Source organism: Aquiflexum gelatinilyticum (genome assembly GCF_024741135.1).
Classification (GTDB): Bacteria; Bacteroidota; Bacteroidia; order Cytophagales; family Cyclobacteriaceae; genus Cognataquiflexum; species Cognataquiflexum gelatinilyticum.
Map to the genome: position 1 here is coordinate 95470 of NZ_JANSUY010000013.1, position 21713 is coordinate 117182.

Genomic DNA, 21713 nt, shown 5'->3' on the forward strand with positions numbered 1-21713 from the left:
TAAACCAAATAAAGTCTCACATCTTGTGTTTCATGTCTTGTGTCTGATATGTGTCTCAAGTCTTGAATTTAGAATAAATGGCCAACGTCATCGTCAACCGCGTCAAGGAATTCCTCAAAAGGTTTCCTCCTTTCACTTTTCTCAATGATGCTTCATTGGGATTGGTGGCAAAGGGCGTGGAGGTCAAATATTTTGCACAAGAAGAATATTTATTCAAACAGGGAGATCCTGCCCAGGATTTCTTTTTTGTCCTGAAAGAGGGTTCTGTCCAACTCACCGAAAACAAAGAAGGAAAAGAACGTGTAGTAGAAGTCTGCGACGAAGGGGATGTTTTTGGGGTTTTGGCATTGCTTGGCAAAAGACCCTATATCCTAAATGCCCGAGCCATTGAAGACAGTTTGATTTATGCGGTTCCCGTGGCTATTTTTGAAAAAATCCTGAACGAAAACAGCAGAGTAAGTCTCTATTTTGCTGCAGGATTTGCATCGGGGCAGGTAGTAGTCAGAACGGACCTTTCCCAATCACAAAAAGCAAGAAGGGATTTCACAGAATTGTCCAAGGACAATGGTTTGATGATTTTCAGCGGACAGTCGGATCTGAATTTTTCTATAGATGTCCTGACTTGTCCAAAAGGAACTCCAATCTCAAAGGCTGTAGAAAAAATGGCGGAAAAAGGCGTCGGGTCCATCGTGATTGTGGACCATAACCATTTTCCTCTAGGAATAATCACTGATAAGGATATACGGAATAAGCTCGTTGCCCAACAAAAAAGCTATGAAACCCCTGTAGAAGATTTGATGTCAGCTCCTGTCTTGACCAAAAGAAAGGATGCAGGTTTTGCTGAACTTTACCTTACCATGATCAAAAACAGGCTTCACCACCTGATTTTCACTGAGGATGGCAGCCTTGAAAGCAAAGTGACAGGGATCCTTTCTGACCATGATATTTTACTTTCGCAAGGAAACAGCCCAGCAGTATTGATCAATGCCCTGATGAATACTTGGGATGTGGCTGAAATGTCCAAAATCCGAAACAGGGCGGAAATGCTTTTGAAGTATTACCTGGAAAATGAGGTGGCGATGGATTTTGTGGCAAACATCATTTCTGAAATCAACGACATCATCATCCAGCGTGCTGTCCAATTGGCAGTCAAAAAACACAGCCCAAACCATCTCGAGGCTTCAAAAGTAAAATTCTGCTTTTTGTCCATGGGAAGCGAAGGCCGTGAAGAGCAACTCCTCAGAACGGATTTGGACAATTCCATTGTATTTGAAGATGTGTCAAAAGAAAAATCTGAAGAAACACAAGCATACATGCTTTTGATCGCCCAGGAAGTGATTGAAACTTTATTTGCCTGTGGATTTCAGGCCTGCCCGGCAGATATGATGGCCAACAATCCCAAATGGTGTCAGCCCATGTCGGTATGGAAATCCTATTTTTCGGATTGGATCCTCAGTCCCAACCAACAGGCTTTGTTGAACGCCACCATTTTCTTTGACTTCAGGCCTGTATTTGGTCATAAAAAATTAGCCGAGGAACTTACCGAACATATCTATCAGGAAATTGCAGACAAAGCAATTTTTCTGAATTTCTTAGCCAAAAACGCTTTGCTCAATCCGCCTCCTTTGGGCTTTTTCCGTAATTTTTTGGTGGAAAAATCCGGGGAACAGAAGGACAAATTTGATATCAAATTACGGGCAATGATGCCTTTGGCGGATATGGCAAGGCTGTTGGTCCTCAGTCATCGGGTAGTGGGGATCAACAATACTTTCAAGCGGTTTGAGAAACTGTCCGAGCTAGAACCAAACTATACCGAACTTCTGATTGAAGCAGGTAAAGCTTATGAAATCCTGATGCGGATGCGGGCAATTGAAGGATTGAAATCAGGGAATTCGGGAAGGTATATCCATCCTGAGGACTTGGGAAAACTGCAGCGTCAGATGCTGAAAAATACTTTTGCTCCCATCGATGAGCTGCAGAAGATCATGCGGATCCGCTTTCAAATCGACTTTTTTACAGGCTGATATGAAATGGCTCGATTTTTTTTTGGGAAAGAAAACACCGAAATCTACATTCGTGGAAGAATACGAATCGGGTTTTGATAAAAAAATTCCTGCTTTGCGGGCTATATCACAGCTTTCATTTGTGGTGCTCGACACTGAGACCACGGGCTTCAATCCAAAAATCGATAATGTCGTTTCTTTTGGCGCGATCAAACTCAAAGGATATACTTTGCAAGTAGCAAACAGCATGGAAAGGTATCTTGATGCACCAGTCCAAAACAGGGAATCAGTAAAAGTCCATGAGATTTTGTATCCCATAGAAACGTCCCCTTTGAAGGATTTTGGAAAGGATTTGTTGGAATATATAGGTTCAGACATCATCGTGGGCCACCATATCGGTTTTGACTTAGCCATGTTGGAAAAAACTTTGAAGCCTTTTGGATTTAAAAAATTCCTGAACCCTGTGATTGACACCAAATACCTTGCGATGCGTTTGGAGAAAGGTCCTCACTTTGACACTAAGTCAGCAAAACAGGAGGAATACTCCTTGGATGCGGTCTGCGAACGCTTTGGAATAGAATTGGCGGACCGCCATACTGCTGCAGGAGATGCATTTCTGACAGCACAGTTTCTGATGAAACTACTCAAAATCGCAGAAATAAAAGGGATCAAGGATTTTGGAGGATTGATAAGGTAGGGAGAAGCATGGTTATGTGGAATCTTGACAGCTTGAAAAACTGTTTAAAAAAATGAATCACAAAACCCTGAAGTTCAGGAACGGTCATCAGTTACTCTAGTAAGGAAAAAATTCCGGGTTCGACTGTCTCAATTCGTAACATCTAAAAGCAGTTATAGGTTGGTCAATAACGGCAGCAGCTAAATACATGGTTATTTCAGGTAAAAATTTGGCATTTAACAATGCAGAAGAAACTTTCTCATCACCATAATACCTTCTAAAATTCCTGATGTCATCTACGTCTCCCCGCTCAAAAACCCGTTCGATGATGAAGTTGGGTTTGGCATCATAGTCCAACTTATCAAAGTTCACATCCCAAAAAATGCGTCTATGAAATATTGGTTTTGGTTTTTCTGACATAATATTTGAAATGATTATTTATTAAAATCCGATTTAAAGTTAAAATCGGAATTATTCATCTATGAAAAATCAATCAAAAAGTGTAATTCTGATTGTCTCGTGTCTCATGTCTTGAATCTATTTCACTTCCTTCAACTTTACTTCCATCTGCCCTGTTGACTTGAGGTAAATCCTTACGTCTTCCTCCGTATTGTAGATTCCCTGTACATCCAAAGTTGGATTTTTGACCTGAAAGGTTGCAAAGCCGGTCTCAAATTTTCCCTGCTTTTCCATCTCCTTTCTTGCCTCACTGAGGAAATCACCGACAGGATAGTTTGCCAGTTTCTTGATCTGATTCATGATTTTCCTCTTCTTCAGCCTGATACCGATATTGGCCATGCCATTGTCTGATTTGACATCAAACTCAGCTTCATCAAACCGGAGTGATTCAGTTGCAACGTCGAAGACAGGCTTTCCTGCAAAATACATTTTGCCTTTGATATCCTTTTTTCCCTTTCGGATACCGGTAAAATCCATCAACAACAAAGTCTTGTCTCCGTATTTTTGGGTTTTTAGATCAGTGGGAACTATCTCCGTCTTGCTGTCGATTTTGATTATTTTGCCTGACATTTCCTTGTTCAGATAGCCATCCAAATCCTCATAGCGTAAAATCAGGGGCAATATCAATTCGAGTTCGTTTGCCTTATTCTCATTGACATCAATATTGGGCAATGGGGATTTTGGAACTTTTGGTTTCGAACCGACTTTGGACATCATCTCTCCTTCCAATCCAACATAAAGGTTCAATTTTTGATCTGTCGTGATCTCCTCAGTCAATTTCAATTTGGTTGGAATACTGTAAAAATGGACTTCCAAACCTTGCTGGGTCATGGTATAAGGCTTAGAAAAAATATCCCAGGTCTCTTGTGCCATGCTTTTGAAATCAAAACGGCTGAGGTTGGCAGCAGACAACTGATTGTCGAGCACGGTTTGAAGCTGGCTTTTGACCACTTTATCAAGATCTATCTCGAATCCCAACAGATTGTATTTCATAGAGCGGCCCCAATTTTCTATTTCAAGGTTTTTGATGCCAAGTTCCCAATTGCTTTCGATTTCAGGGTCAAAGCTGATTTCGGGACTGATATTTTCATTAAAGGGGAAGTTTGTGGACAATATCTGCCCAAAAACCTTCTTTTCAATCTTCAGGTCTCCTTTGAGGTTCATGGGAATTTTGACCCGAAGCGTATTGTTTTCCAAGCCTGTCAGCACAATTTTGCCGGTTCTGGTCACATCAATATCGGTGGTAAGTCCGCTGCCGATGGGCAATCCATTTTCTGCAAACAACTTGCTGTTCCAATCTTGGTTGAGGTTATTTTCAATAAAGGAAAGTGGAATCTCTACAGGTACATTGGCTTTGGAAATGGCTTGTGGTAGTTCTATCCCTGAAGAAGCCGGGGGACGATCTGGCTTGATGGTCTTGCAGGAAGAAAATGTGATGGATAAAATGAAAATGGGGAGAATATATTTTGAAAACATATAAAATGAGAGAATCCGGATTTCGGTTTTAAGTCAAGAACTGTGGTATTCAGAACAAGCAAGAACCCTGCCTTTATACAAAAGAACGTTTTGCCTGAAAGGTAGCAAATGTGGAAATCTTGAAGGAACTAATTTCCATTCAAATTACTTTAGGTTTTGAAAGTTTAATAAAATTTAAGACATGGATTGGAATATACTGGAAAACTTATCTCAACTGGAGGAGATCAAGCAAAAAAGCGGAGAGAAACCTGTGCTGATTTTCAAGCATTCAACAAGGTGTTCTATCAGCGGTATGGCATGGAACAGGTTAAAGAGAAATTGGAAAAAAGAAGATTCTGAAAAAGTAACTCCTTATTTTTTGGATTTGATCCGTCATCGGGAAATCTCCAATCAGATCGAAAAGGAATTCAGCGTGTACCATGAATCTCCCCAAGTTATTATTGTCAAATCAGGAAAAGCGGTATATGACAACAGCCATATGGGAATCAGCTATGCGGATATCATGGGGAGGGTATAAAATCTAAGTAAAGTTTATTTTACTTTTAGAAAGGCCTTATCTGGAACCTATTATTGATATTGATGGATATTAGATATTTATTGATATTACTTTAAATATTAGAATTTTTTGACTTGGGAAATGAGGAATTGTCTAAATGAGCCAATATCCCCCTGACGATCAGGAATTGGGCGATGATATAAGTCCCCATAACAATCACCCCTGACTCGGGGAAAGGTTTGAAAAACATGTTTATGGCCAACACCCCATCAGAAACCATGAAAAACATTCCTCCTAGAAATACCTGCCAAAAACTGACTGGGTTTGTCTTTTTGTAGCGCTCCCTTGCAGTGGTTACCATCATGACTATAACAATAAGGTAAATTACCACAGGGATTTTCATGGGGCCGAGTCCGGGATTGATCAGGAAATAAACAATGGCTGCCAAAATGTAAATAGGGAGGTTGACAAAGAAGAGGTGGATAAAGTTGACCTTACCTATCGCAAAGGGATTCGTCTGCGCAATCTTGAATCCAATGATATAACAGATATGGGCCATCAGAAAAGCGCCCAATCCATAGAGGAACAAGTCCGGAAACATCAGGAGGACATCTCCCAACCACGAAAATATCAAAGCAGCACTGATGCTTTTTCTTAAAATTGTTCCTTTGATATTTTTACTGGAAAAAATAAAGAATCCCCATAAAGCAATTAAAATCAATGGCTTGGTAAAAATCCTAGAGGAAAACTCTCCATTTGCTGTGAAAACAATGTCAATAATTCCTGCAAAAAGGAATAAATAAAGCCAAAGTATGTTTTTGCTTTTCATAGGAATCAGAATTTTTCATTGTCAAATATAGCCAAGTTATATACTTATGTTCTGAACTTTTGTATAAATACCTATTCTGACAGAGAAGTAATGATTTGGTAACATTGTATTTAAAGGTAAACAAACGGCGTGTCCAAAATGACGTGAACTGCACTAATTTGCAACGAAATACAAAAAGCTGGTTAAAAATAAAACAACCTTTGGATTTTAATGTTAGGAATTTGTTAAGTAAACTTGTGAAAATTTGTTAAAACTTAACAATTTCAAAAAAAAATCCTTGCCCATCTCCCATACATTTGTATCGGAAAATAACCAGCTCCAAATATTTTAATTTCAATTTCCCACAAAAAACAAAAATTATGAGGCAATCATTACTAAAAAGTTTATTTGCGTTAATCATGCTTGTACTCGCTACAGGTGTTGCTTATCCGCAAGGGGTATCCACCTCCAGTATGTCTGGTAGGGTAGTAGACAACAGCGGGGAAACTCTTCCCGGTGCCAATGTCGTGGCAACACACATGCCTTCCGGTACAAGGTATGGTGCAGTGACCAACATAGACGGTAGGTATACCATCCCAGGTATGAGGGTTGGTGGACCTTATTCTGTTACGGTATCTTTTATCGGTTTTGAAACTCAGACTGTTGAAGGTGTATTCTTGAGTTTGGGTATTGCTGCCAACGTCAATGTCACCATGTTGGGTGATGGCGAGGAACTTGCTGAAGTAGTGGTTACAGGCGATAAAAATGCGGTATTTAGTTCCGACAGAACAGGTGCTACAACGGCAATCGGAAACGAGACTATCAACAAACTTCCGACGATCTCCCGTAGGATCAATGACTTCACAAGATTGACTCCGCAAGCAAACGGAAGTTCTTTTGGTGGTCAGGACAGCAGGTTGAACAACATCACTGTAGATGGTTCTTATTTCAACAACTCTTTTGGACTTGGAAGCCAGCCGGGTGACAGAACAGGTGTATCTCCAATCTCTTTGGATGCGATTGACCAGATTTCTGTAAACGTGGCTCCTTATGATGTTAGACAAGGTAACTTTACCGGTGCCGGTGTCAACACTGTAACAAGAAGCGGTACCAACACATTTACAGGTTCTGCTTATTACTTTTGGAGAGGAAGTGACAATGTCGGTACCCAAGCGGGCGACAACAGCTTTGATCCGGGAGAGTTCAAATACAGACAGGTAGGTTTTAGATTGGGCGGTCCAATCATCAAAAACAAATTGTTCTTCTTTGCTTCATTTGAAGATGATAAAGAAACAACTCCAGGAACAAACTTCGTTGCCAACAGTGGCAGTGATCCTATCACAGGTAACACCACGAGAGTTTTGGCTTCAGACCTCAATACTTTGAGTTCCTATTTGAGAAATAACTTCGGTTATGAAACAGGACCTTACCAAGGATATGACCACTCTACTATTGCAACCAAATTCTTGGCTAAAATAGATTACAACATCAATGACAAGAACAAATTGAGTGTAAGGTATAACCACCTTGATTCTTCCACTGATGTTTTGGCATCAGGTTCTTCTTCACTTGGTTTTGGTGGCAGAAGCAGAAACTTGAATGCTTTGAATTTCCAAAACACCAACTACATCATTTTCGAAAATATCCGTTCAATTGTAGCTGAATTGAATACAAGGCTTTCTCCTACTATGACCAACAGCTTGATCGTGGGTTATACCTATCAGGATGAAAGCAGGGGTTCAAGAGGAGATTTCTTCCCTATGGTAGATATTTTGGAGGATAATGCTACATACACCACATTCGGATTTGAACCATTCACTCCAAGCAATGAGTTGAGATACAAAACTTTCCAGATCCAGGACAACCTTCAGATCTTCAAAGGAAAACATACCATCACTACAGGTTTCAGCTTGGAAAGATATGAGTCTGAAAACGTATTCTTCCCTGGTTCACAGTCAGCTTATGTGTATAATTCTTTAGAAGATTTCTATGCAGATGCTGATGCTTACCTTGCAGGGACAACCCCAACTTCTACAGTAAGGAGGTTCCAAGTGAGATATTCCAATATTCCAGGTCAAGAAAAACCAGTACAGCCATTGAAAGTAACTTATGGTGGTATCTACGGACAGGATGAAATTCAGGTCAACAAAGACTTCTTGGTTACAGTTGGTTTGAGAATTGACGTTCCATTCTTCGCAGAGACAGGTTTCAGAAATCAAGAGGTGGAAGGATTCAACTTCCGCAATCCAGCAGGTGAGACTATCAAAGTCAGAACTGACAAACTTCCTGATGCCAATATCCTTTGGTCTCCAAGAGTAGGATTCAACTATGACCTCAGCGATGGCGCAAGAACTACCCAAGTAAGGGGTGGTACAGGTGTATTCACTGGACGTCCTGCTTATGTCTGGATTTCTAACCAAGTTGGAAATAACGGTATCTTGACAGGTTTTGACAGGTTTGACAATACTACAACCAGACCTTTCAACCCAGATCCTGATTTCTATAAGCCATCTTCAGTAACCGGTGTACCTGCTGATAGATATGAGTTGGCCTTGACAGAACCTACTTTCAAATTCCCTCAGATCTGGAGAACTAACGTGGCGATTGACCACAGACTTCCAGGTGGAATCATCGCCACTGCCGAATTCCTTTATAACAAAGATGTAAACGGTGTATCTTATTACAACGCGAACCTTGCCCCTGCAAACGGTAACTTTACAGGACCAGATCCAAGAGACAGATGGGTTGGTGGTACTTCTGCAACCAGAATTAACGGTAAAATTGACAATGCTGTGACCCTTGCCAATCAGGCAATCGGTAATTCTTGGGTCGCATCTATTTCCTTGGAAAAACCATTTGCAAACGGCTTGTACCTGAAAGGTTTCTATAGCTACGGCGAAGCAAAAAACACAATTGATGCAGGTTCTATTGCTTTCGGTTCTTGGAACAACAACCAACACCAAGGTGATCCAAACAACCCGGGATTGGGCTTTTCTGCCAACTCTATGGGACATAGAGTAGTAGCAGTAGCTAACTATTCTGTTGACTTGTTCTCCTTTGGTACTACCTCTTTCTCCCTATTCTGGGAAGGAAGAACCATCGGAAACGCGAGCTATGTATATGGCGGCGACTTTAACAGCGACGGTGGCTTCTCCAATGACTTGATCTACATCCCTGCAAATGCTTCTGAAACCAACTTCGTACAGTTTACTTCCTCAGGAAGAACATTCACTCCTGCTGAACAAGCTGCAGCATGGGAAGCATTTATTCAGCAAGACAAGTATTTGAGTGCCAATAGGGGACAAATCGCCGAAAGAGGTGCAGTATTCCTTCCAATGGTATACAGGGCTGACTTCAGTGCTTCCCAAACTTTGTTGACAACCAGCAAAAAGCAAAACCTTGAGTTCAGGGTAGATATCCTAAACGTAGGTAACTTGTTGAATTCAAATTGGGGTGTGGGTCAGTTTATGACTTCAACTTCTCCACTTGCCATACCGAGCGCAAGTCAAGGAGGTCCGGTAGATGCAAATGGCAGACCACAATTTGTTTTTAGAAATCTTGGAAACCAATTGATCACTGATTCTTTCACCCCATCTGCCGGTGCAGCTGACGTGTGGAGATTGCAGTTCGGTTTGAGATTCAATTTCTAATCAACACATCATATAAAATTCAAGAGGCATCCCCAAAAGGATGCCTCTTTTTTTTTAAGTCCTGACCGAAACGCATTCAAGATAAGGGACTTCCTAAGTGGGAGGGGGTACTTCGGAAGTACCCCCTCCCACTTCAATACCCCAACGTTGGACCTATTTGCACCGACGTTGAGCCTTTTTACTCAGACGTTGGACCTTTTTGCTCGGACGTTTCGCCTTTTTACTCAAACGTTGGACCTTTTTGCTCGGACGTTGGGCCTATTTGCTCGAACGTTGCGCCTTTTTACTCGGACGATGGACCTTTTTGCTCGGACTTTGGTCCTATTTGGTCGGAAGTTGGACCTTTTTGCTTCAATGGTGGGCCTTTTTGCTCGGACGTTGCACCTTTTTGCTCAAATGGTGGACCTTTTTGCTCGGATGTCCCACCTTTTTACTCGGACGTTGAGTCTTTTTGCTCAAATAAATGATAATAATCCCGCTTGGGGTTTTGGAAGAATCAAAACCTGAAGATTTCCCACCATTTCGGTAATGGAGATTCTCCAACTTACGAAATCCATGACCGAAATACCGTTAAAACCGCCTTTCTATCCATGGGCTGCAGTGCGTGGAGATTTGAAATAGTATGAAATCAGGTAATGCACCTTACCCATGGCTACAAATATTTCGCTCCGATGGGGCTTAAAGACATTGAGATTGGTTAAAGAATTAAATTTAGAGAAGCACCTTGCACGGGGCTATTCTTATTTCGCTCCGCCGCGGCGGACTGTTTGTCGAAGGATTAAAAATCTGAAGATTCCCTATTCTCCCTTCTTATTTTTCTGATTTTGCTATTCAAATTACAAGGAATTACCTTTAGATTTCAACAATAGGCAGGTTTATACCTTAACAAGAAAGTATAGCTATACTTTATGCATTAAACTTTGGAATACATGAATCATAAGAGTAATTTTTTTTTAATTGACTTATTGAACATTCTTCCTATCGAAATTGAATTATTTATTCAAGCCCCTAGTCTAATGAATGTTGTAATTGAGAAAATGTTGAAAGCTTCGGATCAACATTATTTTAAATCAGTTCAATTTGATGAGTTAATAAAAAAGGAATTTGTAGGAGAAGAGTTGAAATCATCCTTCAGCGTTTATATCCAAAATATTGAAATAAAGAAAAACGGAATTTTATTGTTTAAAGGTTATGATGGTGTTGAGTATGGAGTAATCTCTAAAAAAATATCTATTCCTGTGTGGTTTAAAGAAAAATATGTTCCTGAAATTTGTCTTATATCAGCAGATTGGTAAACTGAATAAATAACAATTACGAAATTGCTCTAAAATTAATAGTACCTCATTCATTAGAACAAAAGAATAACTTGAGTATAAAATGGGATATTTTTTCTAAACCAAACATTCTTCAAAAATTCAAAAGGCATTCTTTCCGGGATGCCTCTTTTTGTTTAAGTTGACTCCAAATTCAAAAACCATGAACAAGTACAGAAATAGCTTTTTTCAACTCTCTTTTTTGTGGGTATTAATCTTCCTTACTGCAGGAAACCATCCTGTTTTTGGTCAGGAAAAAACCAAATCCCTCACCTACACCCAAGTCAAAGGGAAAGTCACCTCAAAGGGTAGTCAGCTAAAAAACATCGTCGTCTCCGACGGAAAAGACGTTGTCCTGACCAATGAAAAAGGGGAGTTTGAATTAACCACTGACCAGGAATTTGTATTTATTTCCTACCCTTCCGGATATGCTTTTGACTTGTTGGAAAACGGTTCGGTGGATTTTTTTAGAAGAGTTGATCTGACCAAAGCCACCAACACCATTCTTTTTGAGCTGAAGCCAAACCCAAACGATGAATCCGACCACCACTTCATCGCAATCGCCGATCCGCAGGTGCAGACCGAGGAAGAAGCCAACCAATTTATCTCGGAATCATGTGCTGATCTCAGCAAAAAGAAAGCGGCACTCAATGATCCAAACCTGTTTGGCGTCGGTGTCGGAGATTTGGTTTTTGATAAGTTTGAATTGTATGAGCAATACAATCAAGGCATCAAATCTACCGGGATTCCATTCTTTCAGGTGTTGGGAAACCATGACATCAACCTGAATGCAAGGTCAAACGAGAGCAGTCAAGAACCATTTACAAGTCAGTTTGGTCCTGCCTATTATTCCTTCAACCGAGGAAAAACCCATTACATCATCCTGAATGATGTGTACTTTTTGGGAGCAAAACAATACTATGGCTACCTTCCTGAGACCCAATTGGCTTGGTTGGAGAAGGATCTGGCTTTGGTGCCTAAGGACAAAGCCCTTGTCATTTTCCTTCATATTCCGAGTTTTTCGCAGATCGTAGCCCATAATCCCGGCCGAGATATCAACAAGGAATCGGTCATCAACAGGGAAGCTTTGTACAAGATTTTGGAAGGATTTGAAGCGCATCTTATTTCGGGACACGTCCATTGGAATGAAAACACAGTGAACAACCATATTTTTGAGCACAACACCGCCGCCATCAGCGGGGCATGGTGGTCAGGCATCTGCTATGACGGCACACCCAAAGGCTACGGCGTCTACAGGTCTGATGCAGGAGATTTGTCTTGGCATTACCAAAGTGTGGGTGAAAACCCGGATTTCCAGTTCCGTATTTACCGTCCGGGAACCCACCCGGATTTTCCCAATGACTACATGGTCAATGTCTGGAATTGGGATCCTGAATGGAAGGTCAATGTGTATGAAAACGGAAACAGAACTGTCCAATCTGTACAGGTCATTGCCACAGATCCATTGGCAATGGAAATCTATGCACCGGGAAAACCCAAAAAGCAGCCTTGGATCTCCCCCCAAAAGAACGGTCATATGTTTGTTTTTAGGCCAAATAACCCCAGTTCAAAAATTGATGTGGAGGTGATCGACAGATTTGGAAACCAATATAAAAAAGGCCTTGACTGATTCGAAAACCTGAATTTTTAGCATTAGATTTAAAGAATAAATTCCGATAAAATGACCGGTTCAGAATCCCTAGATTTCATCAAAAAGGAACTCATTTCTTTAGAAAAAAATATGGCTGCTGAAGTGGCCAATAAGTCCGGTATCATCGAAAGCCTACACAAAGATCAAAAAGAAGCTGGTAAAAATCTGGTAGAATACCTGAGTGTCAGAAACAGGGATCTCCGAATTCTTCAGGACGCACTTCATATTCATGGCTTGTCTTCACTTGCAAGCAGCGAAAGCCATATCAGGAGACAGGTTCAGGCGATTTTGGAGCGGTTGGGAGAAACTATTCCCACAGAGCATATCGATATCTGCGATTTTTCATTCAGCAAAAAGAAAATCGATGAAAAAAGCCATTTGCTGTTCGGCAACAAAACCATTCCCAGCATTCCTTCTTTGATGGTCACGTTTGATTCAGGATTTGCAGATAGCTATGCTTTGATCAAAAGCCTTCTCGAAAACGGGATGAATGTCGCCCGGATCAACTGCGCCCACGATGATGAGGCTACTTGGTCCAAAATGATCAACAAACTCCGAAAAGCAAGCAAGAGAACAGGCATAGACTGCAAAGTATACATGGACCTTGCCGGACCCAAGATTAGAACTGTCTTACTTGGCAAAGGAAAAGACAAGGGAAAAGTCAAGGTGAAAGAAGGCGAACTGATTTGGCTGGCCGAAGAAGCCAAAGGCTTTGGACAGGATGATGTCGTCATCAGCCCCAATGTTCCGGGAATTATCGGGTTTTTGAAAAAAGGAGACCGAGTCTATATCGATGATGGCGTCATCAGGGCTACCGTAGAAAAAACCAAATCAGGCAAAGCCGGAATCAGGATTACCCGAATCTCATCTGAAAAAAGTCAAATCAAAGCGGAGAAAGGAATCAACTTTCCAGATACCTTAATACAGATTCCTTCCCTGACAGATTTTGACAAAGCCTGCCTCCCTTTTATCTGCGAAAATGCGGATCTTGTAGGCTATTCTTTTGTGAGAAATGCTGCCGACATCAGCAATCTCCAAACCGAACTCACAGCCATTTCAGAAACTCCTCCCTTGATGATTGTCAAAATAGAAACGCCGGAAGCAGTCAGCAACCTACCCTCATTGCTTATGGAAGGTATGAAACAAAAGGCTTTTGGGGTGATGATTGCACGTGGTGATCTGGCTGTGGAGATAGGTTTTGAAAGAATGGGGGAAATTCAGGAAGAGATTCTTTGGATCTGTGAGGCTGCTCATGTGCCGGTGGTTTGGGCCACCCAAGTTCTCGAAAGCCTCAATAAATCCGGCATGGCTACCCGATCTGAAATCACCGATGCCGGACAATCCGCCAATGCAGAATGCGTCATGATCAACAAAGGAGACCATACCATCGAAGTCATGGAAACGCTCAAAGACATCCTGCAGCGAAGCGCAGAGCACAGGGTGAAGAAGCGATTCCGCTTCCGTCAGCTCAAAATTGCGGAGCGGTTTTTGAAGTCCTGATTTTCCAAAGAAATTTTTGGTAGTTAAAAATAGACTGAACTTCCTCTTTGCCTGCGTTCTCTGCTGGAAACATAGAAAAATTATTTTCCCGCTGATTTCGCAGAACTACGCAGAAAAAATTTAAGCTCTGCTAGAATAATATCCAAACCGTCAACCGTCAGGAAAGGCTTTAAATGTTCAATCAAAAGTCTACTTTCTTGTCTGCGCCAATCTGCGCAATCTGAGGGAGAAATTGAAAGCTTCGGTTTTTACTTTCTATTCCAGAATTTTCGATTTACTTTTTAAACGGAGGACAGCTTTCCTCACTATTTATTTACTTTGAAATAATTACCTTCTACAATTAACCTTACCAAATTGAAATCAAATACCCCAAAATGGCTGATTTTAATCCTGTTCCTTTTGATTGGAACATTAAACAGCTGTACCAAAAAAGAAGAATCAACAAAAACTTTTTCCGGAAAAGACAAACCAGAGGACAGCAGATTTACCCAAGTGGTGGTGGCAGATGGGTTGGAAGAACCCTTGCAAATGGAGTTTGACAGGCAGGGATTTGTCTATTGGATCGAAAGGGCAGGACATGTCAAGAGGGTCAACGAACCCGGTGGAAATATCGAAATCCTCGGGACCATCCCAACCATCGTGGGAGAATCTCCAGGCATGATCGGGATATTGCTGGACAAAGATTTTGAAAATACCCGTCATATTTTTCTTTATTATTCTCCCCAAAGTGAAAACGGAAATATCATGCGGCTCTCAAGGTTCACCTTGGGTGCTGATAATAAGTTCGGCATGGATTCCGAAATCATTTTACTTGATATCCCTTGGGAGCAACCGGATGGCAGCCATTTTGGAGGGGGGATGACCTGGGACAAGGAGGGCAATCTTTACCTTTCAGTTGGCGGGGATTCAGCACCGACCCAATATTCACCTTTGCCTTTTACCAATGAAGGCGGGAGAGGCGAAGACGAGGGCCGGACTTCAGGCAATACAAATGACTTTCGAGGTAAGATTTTGAGGATTAAACCTCAGTCAGGTGGAACTTACACCATTCCTGAAGGAAACCTATTCCCGCAGGGAACTGATAAAACCCGACCAGAAATCTACGTCATGGGAAATAGGAACCCTTGGCGGCTTTCCATTGATTCCCATACCGGTTACCTGCATTGGGGAGAAGTCGGGCCGGATGCAGGAGTAGATTCAGAGGAATTTGGGCCGATGGGTTATGACGAATTCAATGTTGCCAAAAGGGCAGGGAACTTTGGTTGGCCTTTTGTCATCGGCAAAAACCTTCCTTACAGCGTTTACGATTACCAAAGCAAGACTTTTGAAAGCTTTTACAACCCTGATTCCCTTGTCAATAACTCGCCAAATAATACAGGATTGAAAGTCCTTCCACCGTCCCAACCTGCATTGGTGGCTTATCCATACCGGGTTTCGGAGGAATGGCCGATTTTGGGAAGTGCGGCTAGGTCAGCAGTAGGCGGACCGATTTTCCGCAGGTCAGATTTTTCTGCTGATGCCAAAAGGGTATTCCCAGATTATTACGAAGGCAAATGGCTGGTTACAGATTATGTTAGAAACTGGATCATGGTTGTGACAATGGATGAAGATAGAAACAATGTCACGTCCATCGAGCGTTTTTTACCTGCCGAAAAACTCATCCATTCCCAACCCTTGGATATGGATTTTGGACTAAATGGGGATCTGTACATCTTGGAATATGGTACAGGTACGAAAGGGAGGATTTCCAGGATTGAATTCAATGCAGGAAATAGAGCGCCAATTGCGGTAGCCAATTCAGAAATGAAATCTGGCAGCATACCTTTTGAACTTCAACTTTCCTCGGAAGGAAGCCGGGATAACGATGGAGATAAGCTGGATTTTGAATGGAAGATTGAGGGTGGGGAAACAACAGTATTGAATGATGCCAATCCCAAAATAACCCTTGACAAGCCGGGAAAATACAAAGTCTCTTTAACTGTAAAAGACCCATCAGGAGCTTCTGACAGTCATACTTTTGAAGTTGTTGCAGGGAATAAACAACCCGAAGTGAAGATCGAAATTACATCACGCAATAAGTCATTCTACTTTCCGGATGAAAAAATCAGCTACCAAGTTCAGGTCATCGATCAGGAAGATGGAACCCTAGCCAAAGGGCAAATCAATCCCGAGGCAATAACAGTAACTGCAGAATATATTCCTTCAGGGATTGACTTTGCGCAATTGCGAAAGCTAAAATCCGAAGGAAATCTTCAACCCGAAACCGTCCTGCGACACCTCAATGCAAAGGCTTTGATCAGCAAGAACAACTGCACGGCTTGTCATCAGGAAAAAACCAAATTGGTAGGCCCATCCTTTTTGGAGGTGGCCAAGAGATACAAAGATGCAGAAAATGTGTTTGACACCCTGTCGAAAAGTATCATCCAAGGCGGAAGCGGCAAATGGGGTGAAGTCCACATGCCACCTCAGCCGACACTGAGCGCGATCGATACGAAGCAGATCATTGAATACATCCTGGACCTTGCTTCCGCTGAAAAAGGAAACCCCAAACTTCCCTTACAGGGTGAATTCAAAACCAAAGCCATTCCAACCAAAATCGGTGACGGTCGCTTGTCCAAATTCTATCCGACAACATATGAAATGGGTTCCTACGTCTTTTCAGCCCATTATACCGATCAGGGTTCAGAAGAGGAAAGCAGCCTCAACCTCAAGAGTGAAGATTTTACCCTGCTTCGGTTTCCGTTGATGGGTCCTGAAAAAGCAGATGTTTTCTCCGAAACAGGAATTTCCTACACGCCATCAACAGATGATCCGGGATTTATTTTCACGGGAAAAGGAGGTTATATCGGATTCAAAAACATTGATCTTACAGGAATCAATCAGATCAGCATCGGTGCAATCACCAGGTTTTGGCATTGGTCGCACTTCATCGGAGGCGATATTGAATTGAGGTTGGATTCTCCCGAAGGGACTTTGGTCGGTGAGGCAAAACAAGTCCCTCCTGCCCCTCAGGGAGAAAAAGGTCCTTTCTTTGGTGATGCAACGGGCAAGCCTACGGTCATCGATGTGTCCAAAATTGATGGCGTCCATGACCTGTATATCCTTGTCAAAAATTCCGGGGCGAAAGAAAGTGATGCATTGGTGATTATGACGGGGATTGAGTTTAGGAGGTGAATTTGAAGTCCATGGTCCATAGTCGACAGCCAACAGATGCAGCTTTTGGAATTCAGGGCTTGTCTGATTTGGGAAGGAAAATGAAAATAAAGTCCATAGTCCATGGTCCACAGTCCACGGATGCAGCATTTGGACTTCAAGGCTTGTTTGATTTGGGTCGGAAATGGGATTTGAAATTAGAATTTATGAGGATCGTTAACTTTAGAAAATTGTTTTTACTTAAAGTGATCTGGGGTGTGGCGGCATTTCTATTTTCTGTGGAAAGCAATGCCCAGTTCTCACAGATTCAGGAAGGTTTTGTTCCTATTTTCAACGGGAAGGATTTGGAGGGTTGGCACATCAGCCGAACCAATCACCACGGTACCAAGGGTAATTTTTTTGTTGAAGACGGAGCCATTGTCATGAAGCAATTTCCCTATGGTCAGGGAGGAATTATTTTGTCAGACAAAAAATATCAGGATTTTGAATTGTCTTTGGAATTCAAGGGCCATCCGGGAACCAACGGCGGGATTTTCTTTCGCTCAAGTGAAAGCGGTTCAGGTTATCAGGTGGAATTGTCCGGAGACGGGCAACCCGGTACTGCCAACCTGATTGGCGAAATGCTTCGTGTTGCGAAAGGTGCGCAAGCAACCGATTTGGGAAAAGTCTGGAAGAAAGGGGATTGGAATAGCTTCCGTCTTCGGGTTGTTGGGCAAAAGCCAAAAATGACACTTTGGGTAAATGATGTTCTGATGTGGGAAGTACGGGCAGAGCGGAATGACCTGATTGCAGATACTACTTCGGGGATGATCGCTTTCCAGTTGCATTGGAGTGCGACGTTGATGCCTGTTCCGGGTGGACGCTGTTGTGATTTCTCCTGGAAACCGGGTGCTGCACATGCTTACAGAAAAATAGCCATCAAAGAACTTTAATTTCCTCATGATGAAAATCTTTCAAGTATATATTCTACTTTTTTTGACAGCTTGTTCTGTTTTGTTTCCTAAAAATAATGTGCAGGAAAATAACCCTGATTCCATTGTCAATGACATTGGAATGGAATTCGTTTTGGTCCAACCAGGCACGATGACTGTAGGCAAGATTGACATCGAGTGCCCTACATTTCCAGATACCCGAGATGTGCCTGACAGTGAAAAATGGACTGAAGAAGATTTCAAAATTTGTCAGGAGATGGCCAAAAGAGATTCTAGAGAGGGATTTTTGGTAAGCATTTCCGAACCCTATTACATCGGAAAATACGAGGTGACCCAAGGCCAATGGAAAAAAGTGATGGGTTCCAATCCTTCCCATTTCCAAGGGGAAAAGGTTGCGGGTGACTCGGACCTGCATCCTGTGGAAAATGTGACTTGGGAAGATGCCAACAGCTTTATTCAAAAACTGAATGAGATGGATCCTGCTTATACTTATCGGTTACCGACCGAGTTTGAATGGGAATATGCTGCCCGTGCAGGTGCGGAGGAATTGCTTTCCTGGTCAGAAACAGGCAAACAGGCTTGGATCCAAAAATCAGACAAAGGCACTACAATTGCTGTAGGGCAGATGAAACCCAATCCTTGGGGATTACATGACATGTTGGGAAATGTCTGGGAATGGGTTGAGGATTATTACAATGAAGATGTTTTTGCCCATCCGGTTCCTCCGGTTTCTGGGGAAGTTCATGTGCTGAAAGGTGGAAGTTTTATTTCTGATGTGGTCAATGCCACTTATTTTTTCCATGGAGGCGGGCCGGGAAATGGATATGATGTGGGGTTTAGGGTGGTAAGGGAAGTAAAATAGATATTGATGGATATTGAATATTGGGAAATTGTAATTGATCACTGAAGATGATTTATGACGGGGAAGGATCCTTTGCTTTTTTCCGTCTCAGTCAGTGTCTTCACTGACTGAAATTTTAAATTCAAACTGCCAATAGCGTAGAAAATTTGCTCCCGCAGACTGACGCAGAAAAACGATTAAATTTAGAAGACCTCATTCAACTTTGATATGTCTCTGTTAGATGGAAGTGAGTGGAGACACTCACTTTGGAACCCCATAATATCAGTGAAGTCAAGACAATTGCAAAGAAATTTTGCCCCCGCAGATTTCGCAGACTGTCGCAGAAAAAGTCGAGATTCGGAGAGAAATGAAACCATGAAAACCATAAGCCCATATGAAACTGAAATACTCCTTCTTCATTTTCCTCCTGCTGACAATCATCGCTTTTTGGATAATGCGGCATCACCAATTTCAATTTGAAGCTGCCACAGGATTGAAATTCAATGTGATGGAATTTGAGCTTCCGGGGAGTGCCGAAAAGCTGAATGAGTTGATTGAAACCTGGGGCGAACCTGGACAAAAGGCATTTGTCCTGAAGCAACTGCAGTTAGATTACTTCTTTATGTCAACCTTGTTTCCCACCATTTTTATCCTTTGCCTGTGGGCAAGGAAAAATTTCCAGGTATTGGAATTGAAAAATCATTCTCCGGATAGGTTTACATTCCCCAAAAACTTGCTGTTTTTTCTAGCTGCTTTTCAGGTTTTGGCCCTGATTTTTGATATCAGCGAAAACATTAGGCTGACGCAATGGATCCAACGGGGATTTGTCGGGAATATGGTCCTGTTTGAAACCCTTGTGAAAATGAAGTTTGTCTTTGCCGCTGCAGGATTTCTGTCCGCACTGTTTTTTTTGGGGTATGAAATGGTTGTTTTTAAGAAAAAAGGGATATAAAAAAAGGCAGCTCCCTCTATGGTTCTGCCCTTTTTGCTTGTTAGCCTAATAATTTATTTTTTATAAGGAATACTGTTCAAAAGGTGTTCTGCCGCTGCGATCAGTTCTTCTTCTCTTGTATCCTTGTCTATTTCGATCCAAGGGGCATAATCTGTACTGGTTTTCTCAAACATCGCCTCTTTGTATTTTAGGTATTTCTTCAGGATTTTTGGAGTATCCTTAATCCAGTTCTCTGTCTTCCATCTGGTGAGCGGTGATTTCTTTAATTCTTTGTATCGGTCGGCCTGTTCATCAGGGCTGATGGTAAAATAGAATTTGACCAGAATAATTCCTGAATCGACCATCATCTTGTCAAAATTGTTGACCTGATCCATGAATTTCTCATACTCGTCATCAGTACACATGCCTAGGATGGGCTCAAAAAGCGCCCTATTGTACCAGCTTCTGTCCCACAAAACTATCTCGCCGGCCTGGGGCAATTTCTCCACAAACTTTTTAAAGTAATACCCGTTCTCCCCGGACTCGTGCTTGTGGGGCAAATTAACTTCCACCCTGAAATGCCTTGGATTGTTATGGGAAAATATCTTTCGGATTATTGTGCTTTTCTCTGAGGAATCACCGCCATGAAACAATACCACTACCTTTTTGCCATTTGCTATGACCCAAAGCTGAAGCCTGACTAACTCCGATTGGATTTCCCTCAATTTGAGTTCATGGCGGGTCGCTTTCAACACTTTTTCCAGGTTGATTTTTTTATTGGCCAACAAATGTTTGATGCCTATTTTAGAGTTCAACACCTCTACATCTTCTTTAGAAAGTACCATGGTCATTACAGGTCAAATTTTTTGTTCTTACGGAAATATTTAAAAATCACATTCGGGTCATTCTTCAGGTTGGCTTTGGTTTTTCCTTTTCCCGGATATTTAAACCTTGACAATACATACCGCAGACTTTCCAGCCTCGCCTCCTCTTTGTCGTTGGTTTCCACTACTACCCACGGGCAATAAGAAGTATGGGTCTCGGTAAACATTAAATCTTTGTACTCTGTGAATTTGTCCCAAAGTTCCTGGCCTTTGAGATCCACCGGACTGAATTTCCATTCTTTGAGAGGATTGCCAAGGCGGGCATCAAACCTCTTTTGTTGTTCTTCTCTGCTGATATCGAACCAGAATTTGATCACCATAATACCATCTTCATAAAGCATGTGTTCAAAATTAGGAACCTGCTTCATGAAGGTTTCATATTGCTTATCGGTGCAAAAACCCATTACAGGCTCGACTACGGCCCTATTGTACCAACTTCTGTCAAAAAATTTGATCTGACCGCTGTTGGGAAGTTCCTCGATATACCGTTGAAAATACCACTGTCCCCTTTCCACATCTGTAGGTTTGCTGAGGGCGACGACCCCACTAGCATGAGGATTAAGGTATTCGACAAAACGCTTGATCGACCCACCTTTTCCGGCGGCATCTCTTCCTTCAAAAATCACCGCAACGCGGAGATTTTTTTTCACAATATGCTCCTGAAGCAGGGAAAGCTCTGTCTGTAGCAGCTTGAGTTCCTCCTCGTATTTTGCCCGTTTGATGGATTTTTTCAAGTTAATCCCTTCAATTTTAGACAAGGCTACCAGTTCCTTCCTGGTTTTAATATTTTCTAATTGCTCGGCTGAAAACATGAAATATTCGGTTTAATATTTAATTAAAAGTTAGAAAATTACAATCACTTAACAAAGGACATACTCCTATTCCTTTCGCTAAAGGTACTTTTGGGAGGAGAAAAGGTGTTTCTTTTTATTTTTCAAAT

At 41.8% G+C, this 21713-nt stretch carries 16 protein-coding genes; 11 read left to right on the top strand and 5 right to left on the bottom strand.

The genetic code is table 11. The features are described 5' to 3' along the window. Positions 1–77 precede the first annotated feature (77 nt). Both NU887_RS14225 and NU887_RS14230 read left to right on the top strand, forming a co-directional pair. Positions 78–2024, top strand: a complete 1947-nt coding sequence (locus NU887_RS14225) for a DUF294 nucleotidyltransferase-like domain-containing protein (protein WP_258424048.1) — start codon at positions 78–80, stop codon at positions 2022–2024. Positions 2025–2076: 52 nt separating this feature from the next. Next, the gene (locus NU887_RS14230; RefSeq protein WP_258424049.1) at positions 2077–2700 is read left to right on the top strand and encodes a 3'-5' exonuclease; all 624 of its coding nucleotides are present in this window, start codon (positions 2077–2079) and stop codon (positions 2698–2700) included. A gap of 96 nt (positions 2701–2796) precedes the next feature. Here the strand turns inward: NU887_RS14230 and NU887_RS14235 are convergent, their stop codons facing one another. Next, positions 2797–3099 (bottom strand): DUF6922 domain-containing protein, encoded by a 303-nt coding sequence (locus NU887_RS14235; protein ID WP_258424050.1) that lies wholly within the window; start codon positions 3097–3099, stop codon positions 2797–2799. 117 nt (positions 3100–3216) lie between these two features. Then, on the bottom strand, positions 3217–4614 hold the full coding sequence (locus NU887_RS14240; RefSeq protein ID WP_258424051.1) for a DUF4403 family protein: 1398 nt from the start codon (positions 4612–4614) through the stop codon (positions 3217–3219). Positions 4615–4795: 181 nt separating this feature from the next. On the opposite strand from NU887_RS14240, the gene ytxJ reads away from it, so the two are divergent. After that, positions 4796–5131, top strand: a complete 336-nt coding sequence (gene ytxJ, locus NU887_RS14245) for a bacillithiol system redox-active protein YtxJ (RefSeq protein WP_258424052.1) — start codon at positions 4796–4798, stop codon at positions 5129–5131. A gap of 91 nt (positions 5132–5222) precedes the next feature. On the opposite strand, the gene NU887_RS14250 is transcribed toward ytxJ, so the two are convergent. Then, positions 5223–5939 (bottom strand): lysoplasmalogenase, encoded by a 717-nt coding sequence (locus NU887_RS14250; RefSeq protein WP_258424053.1) that lies wholly within the window; start codon positions 5937–5939, stop codon positions 5223–5225. 398 nt (positions 5940–6337) lie between these two features. On the opposite strand from NU887_RS14250, the gene NU887_RS14255 reads away from it, so the two are divergent. The 8 genes from NU887_RS14255 (at position 6338) to NU887_RS14290 (ending at position 19910) form a co-directional block, all read left to right on the top strand. Beyond that, positions 6338–9568 carry a TonB-dependent receptor gene (locus NU887_RS14255; protein WP_258424054.1) on the top strand — a complete coding sequence of 1077 codons (3231 nt, stop codon included), beginning with the start codon at positions 6338–6340 and terminating at the stop codon, positions 9566–9568. A 929-nt stretch (positions 9569–10497) separates the two neighbouring features. Then, a complete protein-coding gene (locus NU887_RS14260) occupies positions 10498–10863 on the top strand; it encodes a hypothetical protein (RefSeq protein ID WP_258424055.1) in 366 nt (121 codons plus the stop codon). Between the two features lie 181 nt (positions 10864–11044). Then, positions 11045–12511, top strand: a complete 1467-nt coding sequence (locus NU887_RS14265; protein WP_258424056.1) for a calcineurin-like phosphoesterase family protein — start codon at positions 11045–11047, stop codon at positions 12509–12511. A gap of 51 nt (positions 12512–12562) precedes the next feature. Further along, entirely contained in the window at positions 12563–14032 is a 1470-nt protein-coding gene (locus NU887_RS14270; RefSeq protein ID WP_258424057.1) for a pyruvate kinase, read from the top strand. Positions 14033–14386: 354 nt separating this feature from the next. Next, positions 14387–17206 carry a PQQ-dependent sugar dehydrogenase gene (locus NU887_RS14275; protein WP_258424058.1) on the top strand — a complete coding sequence of 940 codons (2820 nt, stop codon included), beginning with the start codon at positions 14387–14389 and terminating at the stop codon, positions 17204–17206. An 11-nt stretch (positions 17207–17217) separates the two neighbouring features. Then, the gene (locus NU887_RS14280) at positions 17218–18117 is read left to right on the top strand and encodes a 3-keto-disaccharide hydrolase (protein WP_258424059.1); all 900 of its coding nucleotides are present in this window, start codon (positions 17218–17220) and stop codon (positions 18115–18117) included. A 7-nt stretch (positions 18118–18124) separates the two neighbouring features. Beyond that, entirely contained in the window at positions 18125–18979 is an 855-nt protein-coding gene (locus NU887_RS14285; RefSeq protein ID WP_258424060.1) for a formylglycine-generating enzyme family protein, read from the top strand. Positions 18980–19352: 373 nt separating this feature from the next. Next, the gene (locus NU887_RS14290) at positions 19353–19910 is read left to right on the top strand and encodes a hypothetical protein (RefSeq protein WP_258424061.1); all 558 of its coding nucleotides are present in this window, start codon (positions 19353–19355) and stop codon (positions 19908–19910) included. A 53-nt stretch (positions 19911–19963) separates the two neighbouring features. On the opposite strand, the gene NU887_RS14295 is transcribed toward NU887_RS14290, so the two are convergent. Together NU887_RS14295 and ppk2 are read right to left on the bottom strand one after the other, a co-directional pair. Next, positions 19964–20740 (bottom strand): polyphosphate kinase 2 family protein, encoded by a 777-nt coding sequence (locus NU887_RS14295; protein WP_258424062.1) that lies wholly within the window; start codon positions 20738–20740, stop codon positions 19964–19966. Then, positions 20740–21585 (bottom strand): polyphosphate kinase 2, encoded by an 846-nt coding sequence (gene ppk2, locus NU887_RS14300; RefSeq protein ID WP_258424063.1) that lies wholly within the window; start codon positions 21583–21585, stop codon positions 20740–20742. Before ppk2 ends, NU887_RS14295 begins: the two co-directional genes overlap by 1 nt. Positions 21586–21713: the final 128 nt, after the last annotated feature.